Source organism: Bacillus sp. JUb11, assembly GCF_024807925.1.
GTDB classification, from domain to species: domain Bacteria; phylum Bacillota; class Bacilli; order Bacillales; family Bacillaceae; genus Bacillus; species Bacillus altitudinis.
In genome coordinates this window covers 104,774-121,391 of sequence record NZ_JANUEZ010000005.1, presented here as the reverse complement: position 1 = coordinate 121,391, position 16,618 = coordinate 104,774, and the positions used below count along the sequence as shown (strand labels likewise).

Annotated in this window: 19 protein-coding genes and 1 other annotated feature; all 19 genes read right to left on the bottom strand. The window is 40.9% G+C overall.

The features are described 5' to 3' along the window. Window positions 1-50: 50 nt before the first annotated feature. The gene (locus M2369_RS10825; RefSeq protein ID WP_008344944.1) at window positions 51-425 is read right to left on the bottom strand and encodes a TraR/DksA family transcriptional regulator; all 375 of its coding nucleotides are present in this window, start codon (window positions 423-425) and stop codon (window positions 51-53) included. Between the two features lie 160 nt (window positions 426-585). Continuing rightward, the gene (gene ileS / locus M2369_RS10820) at window positions 586-3,351 is read right to left on the bottom strand and encodes an isoleucine--tRNA ligase (RefSeq protein WP_008344945.1); all 2,766 of its coding nucleotides are present in this window, start codon (window positions 3,349-3,351) and stop codon (window positions 586-588) included. A 59-nt stretch (window positions 3,352-3,410) separates the two neighbouring features. Next, window positions 3,411-3,648 (bottom strand) — a binding site (T-box leader). Window positions 3,649-3,707: 59 nt separating this feature from the next. After that, on the bottom strand, window positions 3,708-4,202 hold the full coding sequence (locus tag M2369_RS10815; RefSeq protein ID WP_008344947.1) for a DivIVA domain-containing protein: 495 nt from the start codon (window positions 4,200-4,202) through the stop codon (window positions 3,708-3,710). A 26-nt stretch (window positions 4,203-4,228) separates the two neighbouring features. Further along, complete coding sequence (locus tag M2369_RS10810; protein WP_259254180.1) at window positions 4,229-5,005, bottom strand: YlmH family RNA-binding protein; 777 nt, start codon at window positions 5,003-5,005, stop codon at window positions 4,229-4,231. A 54-nt stretch (window positions 5,006-5,059) separates the two neighbouring features. After that, window positions 5,060-5,338: a YggT family protein gene (locus M2369_RS10805; RefSeq protein WP_370539204.1), complete on the bottom strand. Its 279-nt coding sequence runs from the start codon at window positions 5,336-5,338 to the stop codon at window positions 5,060-5,062. A 9-nt stretch (window positions 5,339-5,347) separates the two neighbouring features. Further along, entirely contained in the window at window positions 5,348-5,806 is a 459-nt protein-coding gene (sepF, locus tag M2369_RS10800; protein ID WP_017359354.1) for a cell division protein SepF, read from the bottom strand. A 1-nt stretch (window position 5,807) separates the two neighbouring features. Further along, the gene (locus M2369_RS10795) at window positions 5,808-6,497 is read right to left on the bottom strand and encodes a YggS family pyridoxal phosphate-dependent enzyme (RefSeq protein ID WP_026050091.1); all 690 of its coding nucleotides are present in this window, start codon (window positions 6,495-6,497) and stop codon (window positions 5,808-5,810) included. Between the two features lie 6 nt (window positions 6,498-6,503). After that, window positions 6,504-7,367 carry a peptidoglycan editing factor PgeF gene (gene pgeF / locus M2369_RS10790; RefSeq protein WP_035700679.1) on the bottom strand — a complete coding sequence of 288 codons (864 nt, stop codon included), beginning with the start codon at window positions 7,365-7,367 and terminating at the stop codon, window positions 6,504-6,506. A 212-nt stretch (window positions 7,368-7,579) separates the two neighbouring features. Further along, a complete protein-coding gene (locus M2369_RS10785; protein ID WP_008344958.1) occupies window positions 7,580-7,816 on the bottom strand; it encodes a YlmC/YmxH family sporulation protein in 237 nt (78 codons plus the stop codon). Between the two features lie 79 nt (window positions 7,817-7,895). Next, the gene (locus M2369_RS10780) at window positions 7,896-8,672 is read right to left on the bottom strand and encodes an ABC transporter ATP-binding protein (protein WP_259254179.1); all 777 of its coding nucleotides are present in this window, start codon (window positions 8,670-8,672) and stop codon (window positions 7,896-7,898) included. Between the two features lie 128 nt (window positions 8,673-8,800). Further along, entirely contained in the window at window positions 8,801-9,157 is a 357-nt protein-coding gene (locus tag M2369_RS10775) for a PTS glucitol/sorbitol transporter subunit IIA (RefSeq protein ID WP_007499733.1), read from the bottom strand. A gap of 26 nt (window positions 9,158-9,183) precedes the next feature. Next, on the bottom strand, window positions 9,184-10,194 hold the full coding sequence (gene srlE, locus M2369_RS10770; RefSeq protein WP_024720315.1) for a PTS glucitol/sorbitol transporter subunit IIB: 1,011 nt from the start codon (window positions 10,192-10,194) through the stop codon (window positions 9,184-9,186). 13 nt (window positions 10,195-10,207) lie between these two features. Next, entirely contained in the window at window positions 10,208-10,738 is a 531-nt protein-coding gene (gene srlA / locus M2369_RS10765) for a PTS glucitol/sorbitol transporter subunit IIC (RefSeq protein ID WP_003210918.1), read from the bottom strand. A gap of 17 nt (window positions 10,739-10,755) precedes the next feature. Continuing rightward, a complete protein-coding gene (locus M2369_RS10760) occupies window positions 10,756-11,187 on the bottom strand; it encodes a transcriptional regulator GutM (protein ID WP_008354650.1) in 432 nt (143 codons plus the stop codon). A 12-nt stretch (window positions 11,188-11,199) separates the two neighbouring features. Then, window positions 11,200-12,444, bottom strand: a complete 1,245-nt coding sequence (locus M2369_RS10755; protein ID WP_007499740.1) for an NAD(P)H-dependent oxidoreductase — start codon at window positions 12,442-12,444, stop codon at window positions 11,200-11,202. 243 nt (window positions 12,445-12,687) lie between these two features. Further along, on the bottom strand, window positions 12,688-13,626 hold the full coding sequence (locus M2369_RS10750) for a sugar-binding transcriptional regulator (protein ID WP_024720314.1): 939 nt from the start codon (window positions 13,624-13,626) through the stop codon (window positions 12,688-12,690). 150 nt (window positions 13,627-13,776) lie between these two features. After that, window positions 13,777-14,556: an RNA polymerase sporulation sigma factor SigG gene (gene sigG / locus M2369_RS10745; RefSeq protein WP_003211879.1), complete on the bottom strand. Its 780-nt coding sequence runs from the start codon at window positions 14,554-14,556 to the stop codon at window positions 13,777-13,779. Window positions 14,557-14,699: 143 nt separating this feature from the next. Continuing rightward, window positions 14,700-15,419: an RNA polymerase sporulation sigma factor SigE gene (gene sigE, locus M2369_RS10740; protein WP_007499746.1), complete on the bottom strand. Its 720-nt coding sequence runs from the start codon at window positions 15,417-15,419 to the stop codon at window positions 14,700-14,702. A 59-nt stretch (window positions 15,420-15,478) separates the two neighbouring features. Beyond that, the gene (spoIIGA, locus tag M2369_RS10735; RefSeq protein ID WP_017367198.1) at window positions 15,479-16,408 is read right to left on the bottom strand and encodes a sigma-E processing peptidase SpoIIGA; all 930 of its coding nucleotides are present in this window, start codon (window positions 16,406-16,408) and stop codon (window positions 15,479-15,481) included. Window positions 16,409-16,618 lie beyond the last annotated feature (210 nt).

The following is a 16,618-nucleotide window of genomic DNA, read 5'->3' as shown; positions in this document are numbered from 1 at the left end:
AAGAAAACAGGATGGAGTAAAGAAACTTTAGTTGACAGACAAAAACCTCCCTACATGTGGAAGGCTTCAAAATGAGAATCGTTTGATTCATAAGGATAAGGGGTGAATGCTTTTTTCTCGTATTGCTTATGATATAAAAAGTCGTCAGTCGTACGAGCTGTCGGAAGAATACTCATTTGTTCAATGGGCATTGTATGCCCTGTCGCCTCACATATGCCATAAGTTCCTTGTTCAATTTTTGCAATCGCGAGCGAAACATCTTGCAGTTCTTCTTTGATGTGATAAAGAAGCGTGGTCGTTTTTGCTTGATCGAACGTGACATGTTCAGCGGGTGAACGCAATGATGCATATTCAAACAGTTTCGATTGCAGTTCTTCTCTCATTTGAAGGAGTTCCATGTAAATCGTCTCTAGATCGCCATTCATGTCGCTGTTTCAACTCCTGCCCTGTCGTGATAATCATATTGTTGCCCCGCCTGTTCACTTTAAAGCCATAAGATTTTTCCTTTCGTTCTAAACGCTGTCATTTTCTCTATATCAAAAACGCCCCGCTATATGCGGGGCGCTAGTTGGTGATATCACGCTGTTAATTCTGGTAATATTTCTCCACGATTTCAGCATTTTTGAGCGACAATGTTGGGTATTTTGGATTTGCGCCAACATCTTTTGAAATAATGCGGGAGCGTTCGCACAGTTCGCCTTCTGCTTTTTGAACAACAATACGTCCTGATGTGTATTCAGGCGCTGATGCGTCTGCATGCTTCTCATCTTCTACTGTTAACTCAGAAATGATAAAGAGCTGCTTCACATCTTCTTTAATGGATGCAAGAAGGTTTTTCACTTCCTCTGTTGCATAAAGGGTCACACTCGCTTCAAGTGAACGTCCGATGACTTTCTCATTACGCGCAATTTCCAGCGCTTTTAGCACATCGTCACGTACTTCCATAAAGCGGTCAAACTTCACTTCTGTCGCTTCTGCTTGAGGAACAGCTACACCTTCTGGCATATCTGTTAACTGAACACTTGGCTCTTCAACAAAGCTTAAGTGGCTCCATAGTTCATCTGCTGTATGCGGAAGAATTGGTGCTGTTAGCTTCACTAACGCCATTAATGTTTCATAGAAAACCGTTTGCATGCTGCGGCGGTCTGGATGATCCGCATGCTCAATGTATACCACATCTTTTGCAAAATCGAGATAGAAAGAGCTAAGCTCAATCGTACAGAAGTTGTGGATGGCATGATAGACAACCGCAAATTCGTAATCATCATAAGCTTTTTTCACTTTATCAATCAATTTGTTTAATTTGATTAAGATATACTGATCCACTTCGCGAAGCTCTTCGACTGGTACTGCATTGACTGCTGGATCAAAGTCAAACAGGTTACCATGCAAGAAGCGGAACGTGTTACGAATTTTACGATAAACTTCTGCGACTTGTTTTAAAATGTCGTCAGACACTGGATGATCGGCTTGATAGTTGACAGAAGATACCCAAAGTCTAAGAATTTCCGCACCAAGCTGCTTCGCCACTTTCGTCGGATCAATCGTATTGCCTAATGATTTACTCATCTTGCGTCCTTCTTTATCAAGCGTAAAGCCATGGCTGAGAACACCTTTATATGGCGCTTTTCCAGTGACTGCAACTGCTGTAGATAAAGATGAGTTAAACCAGCCGCGATATTGATCAGAACCTTCAAGGTAAAGGTCTGCCGGACGAACCAGATCATCTCGTTCTTCTAATACCGCTTGGTGAGAAGAACCAGAATCAAACCATACATCCATGATATCTTGCTCTTTTGTAAATTCACCGTTCGGGCTGCCTGGATGTGTAAAGCCTTCAGGCAATAATTCTTTTGCTTCTTTTTCAAACCAAATATTCGAGCCATGTTCTCTAAATAATTGAGAGACGTGCTGAATCGTTTCATCTGTGATGATTGGCTCACCATTTTCAGCATAGAAGACTGGGATTGGAACGCCCCATACACGCTGTCTTGAAATGCACCAGTCACCTCTGTCACGCACCATATTGAACAGGCGCGTTTCGCCCCAAGCTGGAACCCATTTCGTTTCTTTAATATTATCTAATAGTGCTTCTCTGAAATCTTTAATGGAAGCAAACCACTGAGCAGTTGCACGATAAATTGTTGGTTTTTTCGTTCTCCAGTCATGCGGATAGGAGTGCGTGATAAAGTCGAGCTTTTTCAATGCGCCTTTTGCTTCAAGCTGTTCTGTGATGGCTTTATTGGCATCCTCATAGAATAGTCCTTCAAAACCAGGTGCTTCTTCTGTCATCACACCTTTTTCATCTACTGGACATAACACATCAAGACCGTACTTCATACTTACGATAAAGTCATCTTCCCCGTGACCTGGCGCTGTGTGAACACAGCCTGTTCCTGCATCTGTTGTGACGTGATCGCCAAGCATCACTAGAGAATCTCTATCGTAAATTGGATGTGCTGCAACGACCTTATCTAATTCTTTACCTTTTAAGGTTTTCACAACTTCGTACTCTTCAAATCCAAGTGTTTTTGCCACTTGTTCAACTAGCTCAGATGCGATGACATATCGCTCAGCACCCACTTGAAGCACGCTGTACTCTAGGTTTGGATGAACACAAATGCCAAGGTTTGCAGGAAGTGTCCAAGGTGTTGTTGTCCAGATGATGAACTGCTCGCCGTTTTCAAGTACGCCTTTGCCATCTTTCACTTTAAATGATACGTAAATCGATGGTGAACGTTTGTCCTTGTATTCAATTTCTGCTTCAGCAAGTGCTGATTCACTTGAAGGAGACCAGTTAACAGGCTTAAGACCTTTGTAAATATAGCCTCTTTTCGCCATTTCACCAAAGACAAGAATTTGCTGCGCTTCGTATTCAGGCTTCAATGTCACATATGGATTATCCCAGTCTGCTCTTACGCCCAAACGTTTAAACTGATTGCGCTGACCTTCGATTTGTTTCCAAGCATACTCCTCACATAGTTTACGGAATTCTGCTGTCGACATTTCTTTGCGTTTGACTTTTTTATTTTTCGTAAGGGCTGTTTCAATCGGTAAGCCATGTGTATCCCAGCCCGGTACGTACGGTGCATGGAATCCATTCATTGATTTAAAACGGACAATAAAATCTTTGAGGATTTTATTGAGTGCGTGCCCCATATGAATGTCACCATTCGCATATGGAGGTCCATCATGCAAAATAAAGGTTGGGCGTCCTTTTGTCCGCTCTAAAACCATTTGATAGATGTCTTTTTCTGCCCACTCCTCTTGGATTTCAGGCTCTTTGTTCGGCAAGTTCCCTCTCATCGGGAATTCTGTTTTTGGCATTAATAAGGTGTCTTTGTAGTTCATACCTATTCCTCCACATGCAAATTCGTATTAAAAAACAATAAAAAAAGCCCTCTCATCCCATAAGGGACGAGAAGGCTTGTCTCGCGGTACCACCCTTTTAGACAAGCGCTTTGAAATTGCCGCTTATCCACTCTAAAATCGTAACGTGATCTGACGCCTTTTCTTACTCATTCATTTCAGAAAAGGAACTAAAGGGGTGATCTCATTGCAGCGTTTCGTAATGTCAGGCTTCCACCGTCCCTGATTCGCTTTATTACGCATGTAACCGCTGCGAGTGTCCCTTTCAAACGTTTATCTCTTGTTAATTTATGATGGTATTATATGCAACATGAGCACGTCATGTCAAGGTGATGCGCTTATTCTTTTTCGTCAAAGACAGCGTCAACTTCATATTCCAGCAAATGATCCCAATCATCATTTTTCAGAAGATCAAGCTGAGCTTCGATGAGCATTTGGAAACGAGTTCTAAAGACTTTCGACTGTTTCTTGAGCTCTTCGATTTCCATTGCAATCTTTCTTGATTTTGATAACGCTTCGTTGATAATACGGTCTGCATTTTTCTCAGCTTCACGAATGATCAATTTCGCTTCTTTATCAGAATGACGCTTCACGTCTTCTGCTGCTTCTTGCGCCACAAGAATGGATTTGTTTAATGTTTCTTCAATTGTTGCAAAATGGCCTAGTCTTTCATCAAGCTCGTTGACTTTGTCTTCAAGCTCGTTCTTTTTGCGAAGTACGATCTCGTAATCTTTACGTACTTGGCTTAAAAACTCATTTACTTCATCTTCGTCATAGCCGCGAAAACTTTTTGTGAACGTTTTATTATGAATATCATTAGGTGTTAATGGCACTCTTGCCACCTCCAGATTCAAATTCGTTATGTCAGAAGCTCAAATGTTACTTTGAATTTATCTTTTTTCGTCTTCCCATCAATTGTTTTTAAGCTAAAGCGGCCAAATCCCCTGACAGAGAGCTGATCACCTTCACCAATTGTAAAGGAAGGGTCTTCAGTGACTTTCCAGTTTACTTTGACAAGACCATTTTTGACCAAAAGCTGTGCTTTTTGCCGAGACTGACGGCTGACAGCAGCACATACAGCGTCAAGCCGCAGTGAAGCAATCGTATCTTCTTTGATATCGGTTTTGCTGATGACTGGCTGAAGATCTGCCTTGCTGATTTCCTCTAATGAAACAGATGCTCTGCCGACATGCGTCAGCTGAGCCCGAACAAAATCGGCAACATCGCTTGTACAAATAAATTGCACGCTGTCCTCTGAAAACAACAAATCACCGAATTTTTGACGCTTCAGGCCTGTCCCAATGAGCGAACCGAGAAGGTTGGGGTGTTCTATCGAAATAAACTTTTTCGCATAGTTCACCTGAAAATAAGTCAGTTCAAAATCCTGTATGGTCGGTGCTAAATAGTCAGGATAGATCAAAGCCCTTTTCCGCTCTGCTTCCTCATACCCGCCAAAAAACATGAGACCCAGTTCATCAGAATGCTGAATCACGGACTGGGTAATGAACTGCTCACGCGGATCAAGAAAGTCTGTTAATTTCATTCGATATTGTTCGAGTGCGATGTTTTTCCAGCCTAATACTTGGTCGACAAATGGCTGTTCGTCTTTTCTAAAATGTTGATAAATATCGCTCATTTTGTTCCCCTTTTATGTAAAAGAGCCTGGCAGATGCCAAGCCCGGCAGCCTGTTTACATGAATCGTACAATCATATTATAAAGACCCGTTAGTCCATACGATGATGCGAAACGAATCACAAGCAATGCCACAATCGGCGAGATGTCAATCATGCCAATTGGCGGAATAATTTTACGGAATGGTTCTAAATACGGTTCGCAAATGTTTGTCAAGAAGCGGCCAATCGCTGTTTCTCTTGCAGATGGCACCCATGACATAAAGATGTAAATAATGATCGCGAATGAGTAAATCGTTAATACCGTACCCAAAATATTAAAAATGAAATTTAGAATAACTATGATTTACCACCTCTGAGGTTCTTCCTCTGTCAATAGCTCTGATATTGTGCCAGATACATCCACATTATCAGGAGTGCAGAGGAATATATTCGAGCCAATACGCTGAATGTCTCCACCGATTGCATAAACCGTTCCGCTTAAGAAGTCGATGATTCGCTTTGCTTGATCGTGCTGAATGCGCTGCAAATTGACGACGACTGCACGCCGATTTTTAATATGATCTGCAATCTCCTGTGCCTCTGCATAAACACGTGGCTCACTTAACACCACTTTAGAGGATTTTTGCACGCTTTGCAAGCTGACGACATTTTGTTTTCCTGCCTGAGGACGCTCTTGAAATGCCGCTTTATCTTTTGTGTTTTTTTCTTCTTGTGCTGGTTCTCTTTCTTCATCAATATATTCGTACTCATACTCTTCATCATCGAGTGTGAAGAAGCTTTTAAACTTATTTTTTATGCTCATGTCACGCACCTCCTGTTTCATTTCCAACAAGTGAAGAGCCAATCCGAACAAATGTCGCACCTTCTTCAATTGCAATTTCAAAATCGTTTGACATGCCCATCGATAAATGCTGACAAGGTGCATTTACTTGGTTCAGTTGTTTTACCTCTTGTTGAAGGCTTTTTAATGTTTTAAAACAGTTTCGTATCACCGTGTGATCATCTGTAAATGGAGCCATCGTCATGAGTCCAGCAATTTCAATATGTTTGAAATCAGCCAGCTGTTTGACAAATGGAATCACGTCTTCGCTTTGTAAGCCGTGTTTTGACTCCTCAAGTGATGTGTTCACCTGTACAAAACAGCGAACCGTGTGATCCGCTCTTTTTTCAATTTCATTCGCAAGAGACATTCTGTCTAGCGAATGTAAGTAGTCAATGGTCTGAATGACAGATTTCACTTTTCGCGTCTGTAAACTGCCGATGAAGTGCCAGCTAATGTTTTCATCGGTTATGGCTGCCTGTTTTTCAAGTAACCCTTGGTCACGATTTTCACCAAAGTGCAAAATTCCGGCATCCTTGGCTTCTAATGCTCGTTCAATCGAGACATACTTTGTGACAGCGACAACCGATACATCGTCTGGATGTCTACCTGCTCTTTTACATGCTTCGTTTATTTGTTCATTTATTTGTCTGAGATTCTCTCGTACATTCAATTGCACTTATGCCTCCTTAAACCCGACAAAAGACATCATACGTCCTGTTTTCCCTTGATCACGCCGGTGTGAGAAGAAATGTTGCTCATTGCAACTTGTGCACATCGAACTGACATGTATGTTTTCTTCTTTTAATCCTGCATGAAGTAATACGTTTTTGTTTAGTGTTTTTAAGTCAATTTTGTATTGTCCTTGTGACATCTCGGAATACACATCCTCTGTTGAAAAAGGAAGCTGTTTCACTTGATCTATGACAACATCATCTACTATGTAGCAGCAGCTGCCAATGGATGGTCCAATGACGACTTGTATATGATCGGCATCAGCGCCTTCTTGGCGAACCCATGCATCAACCATGTTGGCGCCAATTTGTTTGACGGTTCCTTTCCAGCCGGCATGAGCCGTTCCAATCAGCCCAGATTGCGGCGCTAGAAAATAAAGCGGAACACAGTCAGCGAAACAAAGAGCGAGCATGATGTTTGGTTCAGAGGTGTATAAACCATCTGTTCTAGAGAGCGCTTCATCATACTGAAGACTTCCTCTTCCCTTTTGTTCCTTCGTGACTTTCATGATGCGATCCTCGTGTGTTTGGTCAGCAAACACCCAATTAGAGAGCGGCACAGCAGTAGCATCTGCAATGACTTGACGATTCATTTGGACACTAGAAGCATCATCTCCTACATGGAGTCCAGTGTTCATTGATTGATATGGAGAAAGACTAAAGCCGCCATTTTTTGTCGTAAAACCGGCCAATATCTCTTTTCCAGAACATGTCATGTTCGTCCAATCATGAATCAGCATTGCATAAGGTGATTTCTGCTGAAAGGGGTCATATTTGTCTATCAAAGCTGCCTCCCACCTTTCATTCATCTCTCTTTATATCGCTCCTATTTTACCACAAGACCTGCTAAGACAGTTAGTGGGATTCATTAAATATTACACTCAAATGTGCCCTTTCTACAGGTTTTTTTTCAAATTGATATGAAAACGTAATCTTTTTACCCGAAAAAGACATTGATTGCTGAGAATGGAGAGCTTGTTTTAAGGAAAATTTGATCTATTAGTTGAGGAATTTACACAAATTAAGAAGACAAACGGACAAGTATCACATCTTCGCCAATTTTTACTATATTTCGCCACGGGACAATCATTTCCTCTTCTTTTCCGAAAAATCCCATCATTTTACCTGTACCGCCAATGATAATCGCTTGTATTTTACCGCTCGTGACATTGATATCGATGTCTCCAATAGTACCTAATTTTTTTCCGCTGGACACATCGACGACATCTTTGATTTGGAATTCAGAAATACTGATCATCTGTCCTTCCCCGCCTTTCGTTTTCTACTATAATATGTATGATGGAAAAGCAGGGAAGCAGACCAATAGTTTCTCTTATCTACAATTTACTTAAGTGAGGGCGGCCGTTTTGCCACATGACTTCGACTGGACATTCAAAAAAGGAAGAAAGCAAGTCACTTGTCATCATCTGCTTTGTCTCCCCTTTATGAAAAACAGTACCTTCTTTTAATAATAAGGTGTGCTGAAAAATCGGGAGAATCTCTTCTGCATGGTGGGTCGTATAGAGCAATGTGGGCACATCTGGTTTTGATGCAATCAATGAGATCGTCTCTAGCACCTGTTCTCTTGCTAAAAAATCAAGACCCGTCACAGGTTCATCTAAGATCAGAAGCTTCGGATCATTCATTAAAGCTCTTGCGATGAGCACTTTTTGTTTCTCTCCTTGCGACAGGGTTTCATACGTGCGATTGGCATATTGAAACGAGCCAAATGTTTTTAATAAATCAATCGCCTTCTCTCTTATCTCATCTGTCGGTGTTTCATAAAGTCCGATGGAAGCAAATGCCCCGCTCAAAACAATTTCAAATGCATTGTCATCTCTGTGCAGCTTCTTTTCAAGACCAGCAGAGATGAGACCAATTTTCTTCCTTAGTTTTTCACCAAGCGCTTCCTTGCCAAACACATGGCCTAACACCGTCATCTCACCTGACGTTGGAAAATAATATGAGCAAAGCATATTTAATAAAGCCGTTTTCCCAGCACCATTTAAACCATAAAGCACCCAGTGTTCCTGGTTTTTCACCTGCCAGTCAATAGAACGAAGCAGCCATTTTCCATTTCGTTTTAAAGAAACATCCTTCAAGTCAAGCGACACGATCTTTTCCCCCTGAATAAAAATTCTGAATATACAAATAATAACGTCTACAGCATATCGCAAATGTTTCAATCAGTAAACCTAACGCAAAAAAGCTGCTCCCTATAAGGAACAGCTTTTTTCCATGGTTACGAAATTTCAATTCGTACGCCTTCTTTAATATCAGGAAACGTATGCGGGGATGCAAAGACAGCTCCCGGTAATACATCATCAAACGGCTCTTGGAAGTAGATCGAAATATGGCCGAGTTCCTTAAAGTTGTCATTTGCTTTATTGCCTAAAGCAGTAATGGTATAAGTTTGGTCGCCCACTTGAATCGTTCCGCCTAATTTCAGCGGCTCTTCTTCTAAGTGTTCAAACTCATGAATGACAGACATATCTCTTAATTCCTGCGGCGCTGCTGGTCCAAATAAAACAATCAGCTTATCTTCTTTAAACTGCGGGACTAAGATCCCAATTTCTTTTACGACAGATTGTGTTACCATGTATCTCGATTCCTCCTTTAATACGTTTAATACATACCGAAGCTGGCAACGTATGCGATCACAACAGATAGAACGCCTGTAATGAGACGGCTATACAAAACAGCTGGTACCCCATATTGTACCGTTTCCGGCTTCGCTTCACCAAGTGATAGCCCCACCGGGATAAAGTCACACCCTACTTGACCGTTGATTGCAAACAGTGCTGGAAGAGCAAATTGAGGCGGAATGTTTCCTAGTGCAATTTGACTACCAATCAGTACACCGATGACTTGTGCGATGACTGCCCCAGGTCCTAAGACAGGCGATAGGAACGGTAAGGTACAGACAACAACGAGCAGTAAGAGCCCCCATAAAGATCCTGCCAAAGGTGAAAGGAAATGGGCAATCAGATCACCGATTTTTGTATAATTGATAATTCCAATTAACATACTGACAAAGGCCATGAATGGAATAATGTTTTTAAGGAGCATATCAACAGAATCACGACCAGCTTGATAGAATGTGCCGGTTACTTTTCCGATTCCTCTTGAGAATCTCATGAGGAAATTCCCTTTTTCTTGACGCTCGATATTTTCCTCTTTCAGTTTTGAATAGGTTTCTTTGAAATTCTCTTTGTCAATTGGGCCGCTGCTTTCTTGACCTTCTACATTCCCTTCACTATCAGATGCTTCAGCAAAGGAAATATCTTTTTCTGTGACACCTGATACGAAGATATCCTCTGTAATATGTTTTGCAAGCGGTCCAGAAGGAGAGGATGCCAGCACATCGACAGTAGGAATGCGTTTCATTGGATAAAGCCCAATTCGCGCTGTTCCTCCGCAGTCAATGACAACACACATCATTTCATCTTCTGGTATAGAATTTTTAAAGCCATCACATGCTTCTGTCCCTGTCATTTCTGCAATTTTTCGTGCAACTGGGTGAATGCCTCCTCCTGTAATGGAAACGACCTTTCTTCTTTTACCGGTTGGTTCAAGCTCTAATCCTTTTCCCCATCCGCCAGCACCTTTTGCAACAAATACTTTGTGGTTTGTCATGTCTAACCCTCCCCTATTGTGAATTCGCTTTCATTTTTCCTGCTAAGTACTTTGTGATCCATTCCGTAATGATTCCGCGAAGTAAAATGACAACGATCCCGACTAAGAAGTAACGAACAGCCAGCTCTGACATAGAGTATCCAGCTTCTTTAATCCCGTTCGCAATTCCTAAGTAGACAAACAGTTCTCCTGCGTTGGCATACGGGAACAGCGATGTCACCGGATGAACAAATGAAACAGCTGAATCATAGAATGCTGGTTTTTGTTTTTCAGGTAAGAAGCGGCCAAACGTATAAGCCATTGGGTTTGTCAAAATAAGAACGGATAAGATCGGCATTAACGTATAGCGCAAAATGGTATATTTCGCTGCAAACTGAATCGCTCTATTCACTCGCTCTTCTCCAATAAACTTCATGACAGCATAAGTGAAAGTAAGTAACACAACAAGCGTTGGAACGATACCTGTAACAAGACCCATGAACTGCTTTCCGCCGGCTTCAAACATCCCGATAAAGTGCTCTCCAAACCATTGAATCCATTCCATGTTTCATCTCCCCTTTCTTAGTTCACATTTGTTATATTTTTTTTAGAAATCGAGACAAGCGCCTGCTCCGCTGCCATGGAGAGTGCTTGCATGACAGCTGGTCCCCTTTTGCGCTTTTTCAATGTTTGTTTCATCATGTGATGCTCATCAAGCACAGCCCCCACATGTTTTCCTTCATAGGAAGGCAGTTCCTTAAATTTAGACAAAATCGAGACGCCACCCAGCACATGACACTTTTGAATGATGTATGATTCATCGACAATGATGAGCGCAATGGCTCCAGGACCAAATTTGCGCCGCTCCATTCCTGAAAACAAGTGATAGCCTTGTTTCCCTTTATAGTCGTCAATCAGTGAATCCATGCTCTTGCGGTAGTACTTGATTTGAATAAACGATAAACCATACTGCACAATCAAAATGATACAAAGTACGATTGCTAATTTTTCCATAGCCTCACGTCCTTATGATTGAAATAAGTGATCTTGTAATGAACGCAGCTTCCAGACCGTTGTGCTTGCATCAAGTTCTACATCATCATGAGATAGGAATTGCCCCAATTTGATATCTTTTTTCGCTACCACTTTTCCGCTGATTAAGCCAATTGGGATGTGGCCGTTCGCTTTCATGTCTTGATGTGTTTCAAGTACACCTCTTACGGAGTATCCGCCAATACCATCAAGTGTTTCTCCTGCTTTAATATCTCTTTTCGCCACAGCGACAGTTTCTGATACTGGTACACCAATTGGATGGATTGAAGAATCGTGTTGTAAGACTGCTTTTGCGATCGTCACTGGTGTTTCAAGACTTGCTAAGTGGAAAGGACGATACAGTGTGTAGTGAGGACCTTTTCCAACTTTTAAGTAGCGAAGTTCTTCATCTACTGGCTCAAGATCACTCTTGACGATGACAAAGACACCTGGTGCAAGTCCGTTTACATATTCAACGACTCCGAAGTTATCCAGTACGCCGCCTTGCTGTTTTTGATTTAATTTATCTGCTACATTTTCTAAATTCGCTTCTACTCCATGCATGCCGACTTTATCAGGCAAAAGTCCTGTTGCATTACTTAATAGGTTCATTTCTGCCATCGTTTTTGTTCCGTCTTGGAATGCTGCCAGCATGTGGGCACTCATATGTTTACTATCTGCTTCAGCTTTACACGTATCTGGGTTTGCTTCTGGGAAGAATGGGTTGTTCTTACCTTTCCCAGCAACCAATACTTCAAGCCCCATTGTTTTTGCAAATTCGTATAGTTCTAGCGTTGCTGCTGGTTCATCTCCAGCTGATCCAGAGTAAACAAGTCCTGCATTCGTGAATAATTTATGCATGACCAAGCCGATCGTAATATCGACTTCTACATTTAAAAGAACGAGATGTTTTTTTGAATTAAGCGCTTCCAAAGAAATGTTTGCTCCGACCTCTGGAACACCTGTTGCATCCACAACGACTTCCACAGAATCTGATTGAATCACTTCTCTGTAATCATTTGTGACGACCATTTGATGTGGTTTCGCATGTTGCTTGTAAAAATTCGCTGCTTTCTCAGCTGCACTAAGATGAATATCACAAACACCTGCGACAATCATGCCTGGAATTTTAGAAATTTGTGAAATGAGTCCAAACCCCATTTGGCCTGCCCCGATAATCCCAACTTTGATTGGATCTCCGCTGCGTTCTCGTGCTAACAATTGTTGATAAATTGACATCTAAATCATCCTTTCAGGTTTTCTTGCTTCACAATAGATTGCTAGAAAAATAATCTGAAACTTTTAACAAATGTTATAAAAATTAACAAAAATCTGTTTACTGTAACATTTGTTATTTTATTTATCATTTGTTATGAACTTAGTTTATATGATGTGTCAACTTTGTGTCAAGATAAAATCGATAAAATTCTCAATCTTTTTGAGTCTAAAGACTCAAAAAAACTACCTAATCGGCTTAGGTAGTTACTTTAATAGGGCATCTCCGGTTTGTTCATCTGTAATTAACACATGAATTAATCCACCTTCTAACGCTGCCCTGATCGCTTCAATTTTTTCTTCTCCTCCAGCGACACCAATCACAAGAGGGATCTCTTTCAGTTTTAGAGGACTGATCCCCATCACCCGGTCGTTCCACGGATGCGGATACACTTCACCTTTATGATCAATAAAGTTATAACAAATGTCACCCGCGACATCTTTCGCTTGCAGGATATCTTCCTCACCACTTGTCATATAGGATTTCACCATCGTTGAATGTTGCGGAACCCCGCCTATTCCTACGACCGCGATATTTGATGATTCTCCTAATTCAATGACTTTTTTGATCGACGGCTGTCTAATGAGTACATCTTTCGCTTCTTTCGTATCAAGCATGACAGGCACATGTAAAAACTCACATTTGGATTTGAGTGCTTCTGAGCATCTTCCAATAATATAGTTGGCATGAATATCAACATCTTCATTTCCGACGCCTCCGACAAGCGGAACAAATGTCACAGATGGAAAATGCTGAACAGACGTAAGCGCTTTCGCCATTTCATGCAAGGTTGTCCCTGATGAAAAACCGATGACTTGTCCATCCTTCATGACTTTTAATAAAAAGCCCGCAGCCGCAGCTCCTATTCGACTTTTTGTTGTTTCTTGACTGAGAGATTCCACACACACGACTTCTCGCAGCCCGTATTTCCGCTCTATTTTTCTTTCTAACGAACCATATTGTTGATTTACTTCATCATGAATAATGATTTCCACGATTCCTGCTTCACGTGCTTTTGCCAAATATTTCGATATGAGCGAACGGCTAACCCCAACAGCTTCTGCAATTTTAGATTGAGTGGCGCCTTCTTCATAGTACATATGCGCAACCTTAATGAGCAGCCTTCTTTCATCATGGAATGTCATAATAACCCTTCTTTCCGCTTCTCTATTCCCTCACAAATGATATTTTAAATAACATTTGTTAAAAACAGATTAAATGAAAAAAATAACAGAGTCAATACTACAGATGGGTTCTCTAAAAAGAATGAAAAAAGCCGCACATTAGCGGCGGCTTTAAAAAATATTTTTATTCATTTGTTTGATTGCTGCTTTTTCAAGCCTTGATACTTGTGCTTGAGAAATGCCGATTTCTTCTGCCACTTCCATTTGTGTTTTGCCTTGGAAGAAGCGTTTACGAAGAATCATTTTTTCTCGATCATTCAATCTGCGCATTCCCTCTTTTAAGGCCAATTCTTCTACCCATTGTGTATCTTTGTTCCGTTCATCACTAATTTGATCCATCACATAAATCGGATCTCCTCCGTCATTATAAATCGGTTCAAACAAAGAAACAGGATCTTGAATGGCATCTAGGGCAAAAACAATTTCCTCATGAGGGACTTCTAACACTTTGGCAATGTCTTCTGCCGTTGGTTCCTTGCTTGTCTCACTAATCAGTCTCTCACGGACTTGAAGCGCCTTATAGGCAATATCTCTTAGTGAACGAGACACCCGGATTGGGTTGTTATCGCGCAAGTATCGACGGATTTCTCCTATGATCATAGGGACCGCATAAGTTGAAAATCTGACATTGTGGCTTAAATCAAAATTATCAATTGATTTCATTAATCCGATACAGCCTACTTGGAAGAGATCATCAACATACTCGCCTCTGTTGTTAAAACGCTGAATCACACTTAAAACCAACCGCAAATTGCCATTGACTAGCTTTTCTCTTGCTGTATCGTCACCTTCATCTTGCAGCTGTCTGAATAATTTTCTCATCTCGTCGTTTTTCAGAACAGGCAGTTTGGAGGTGTCGACTCCGCAGATTTCCACTTTATTTCTGGACACTTTTTTCCCTCCCTACAGGAGCTGTTGTACAAAGTTCAGTATCTCCGTGGGATGGAAAAATATGCACGGTCTATGACGAGAAATATGTGAAAAAATGGTGATCCCTTTGACAGTACAGGGATAAAGCTTTCAAAAATTTTTTTTTAGACCATCTTATTAAATTCTTTTTGCAATCGTTTAATAATTCTTTTTTCGAGCCTTGAAATATAGGACTGAGAAATACCAAGCATGTCGGCAACATCTTTTTGGGTCTTTTCTTCACCGCCAACTAAACCGAATCTCAGTTCCATGATCTGTTTTTCACGATCGTTTAATTGTTCTAACGCTTTTTTCAGTAATTTTTTATCGACATTTGCTTCAATATCGCGGGTGATAATATCATCATCTGTCCCAAGTACATCTGATAAAAGCAATTCATTGCCGTCCCAGTCAATGTTAAGCGGCTCATCAAACGATACTTCTGAACGGATTTTATTATTTCGGCGCAAATACATCAAAATCTCATTTTCAATACATCTAGACGCATATGTGGCCAGTTTGATCTTTTTTTCTGGATTAAACGTATTTACTGCCTTTATGAGGCCTATCGTTCCGATACTAATCAAATCCTCAATATTAATGCCTGTGTTTTCAAATTTTCTTGCGATATAAACGACCAATCGCAAGTTTCTTTCGATCAAAATGGCTCTTGCTGTTTGATCCCCTTTAGGTAATTTAACGAGCAATTCTTGTTCTTCATCCTTTGATAATGGCGGAGGCAGTGCCTCACTTCCACCAATATAATAAATCTCATCACTCTTTAGCCCTAGCTTCATGAGGAGTTTATACCAGTAGTAAGTGAGTTTAAATTTTAATTTTTTCATCTTCTTCTCCCTTCTAAATGTCCAGTTGACTTCGTAAGATAAAAGACATCACAAAAAAACTACGACACCCCTTGTATCATTTTTCCGTCTAACATCTCTGGATGAATGATGGATTGAAATTCCTGATCTGCTGATAATCCGCTTAGACTCATCCCAACAAAACACTTCGCTGGCTGGATCATATGCGTTTTTGTATAAAGGACGACCGTATCTGGTTTAAAGCATAGTAGAAACCCGTGATCATGACCGACTGCGCGATACGGAACGAGTCTTAAACGATCAAGCAGCGGAAAATGGTCATCGAGCTTTTGCATCACTTCAACAGGATGAAACTGTTTCATTTTTTCTATAAATGGCTCTCCAAAAATAGATGTGAGCTGATCGAGCTGGACGATCATGACAGGTGTTTTCGTCAATGGATCATACAGCTGATTTCCAGAATCGACCAGCCCATTTAAGCGGATTGTTTCTCCTTGAATGTGTATCTCCACAAGTACTTGTTCGTCATATTGTCTTTTTTTCGCACCAACCTCTCCTAATCGTTTCTTTGAAAACAGCCAAATGGCCGGAAAGCCAGTGAGAACAAAAAGCCAGCTAATGGGATCACCAAATCCATCATTTTGTGAAATAAGCAGTCCATCTTGAATGACTGTATTTGTCTGCAAAAACGAATGAACCCCGATCATGCCCCCTCCCATCAAAAATGTGACAAAGTAAAAAGCAAACAGGTTTTGAAAAAAGGAACGAAATCTTTGAAAGCCAAAGGTTCCAAGCACGATCAAGACAGAAAAAAGCAGTTTGCCTAATGGGTGCGACACAATCATTGCAAATGGCGTAAAGAGCAAGAGAACAATGCTCGATCCAATGAGAGCTCCTAACATATATCGCCTTTTTTTCACTTGTCGTTTGAGAATAAATGCCGTGAGTAAGAGCAGCAATAGATCAAAACAAAAGTTTAACAGCCAAATGACATCTAAATAAATGACCACCTTCTGCTCCTTTCATCTGAAACAAAGAATCAAAAGCAGTACTTGCACTTGTTTGTACCAGTATAAAACAGTCATCGGATGGAAGTCTGTCAATTCTTGTAGGGGATGATAGAGAACTTTTGGTGGATTGTTATCGTTTTTGTCGACGTAGGAGACAGAAAGAACATCCGAATGATTTGTTGGACAAGTGTCTCCTCTATCCATTGCACA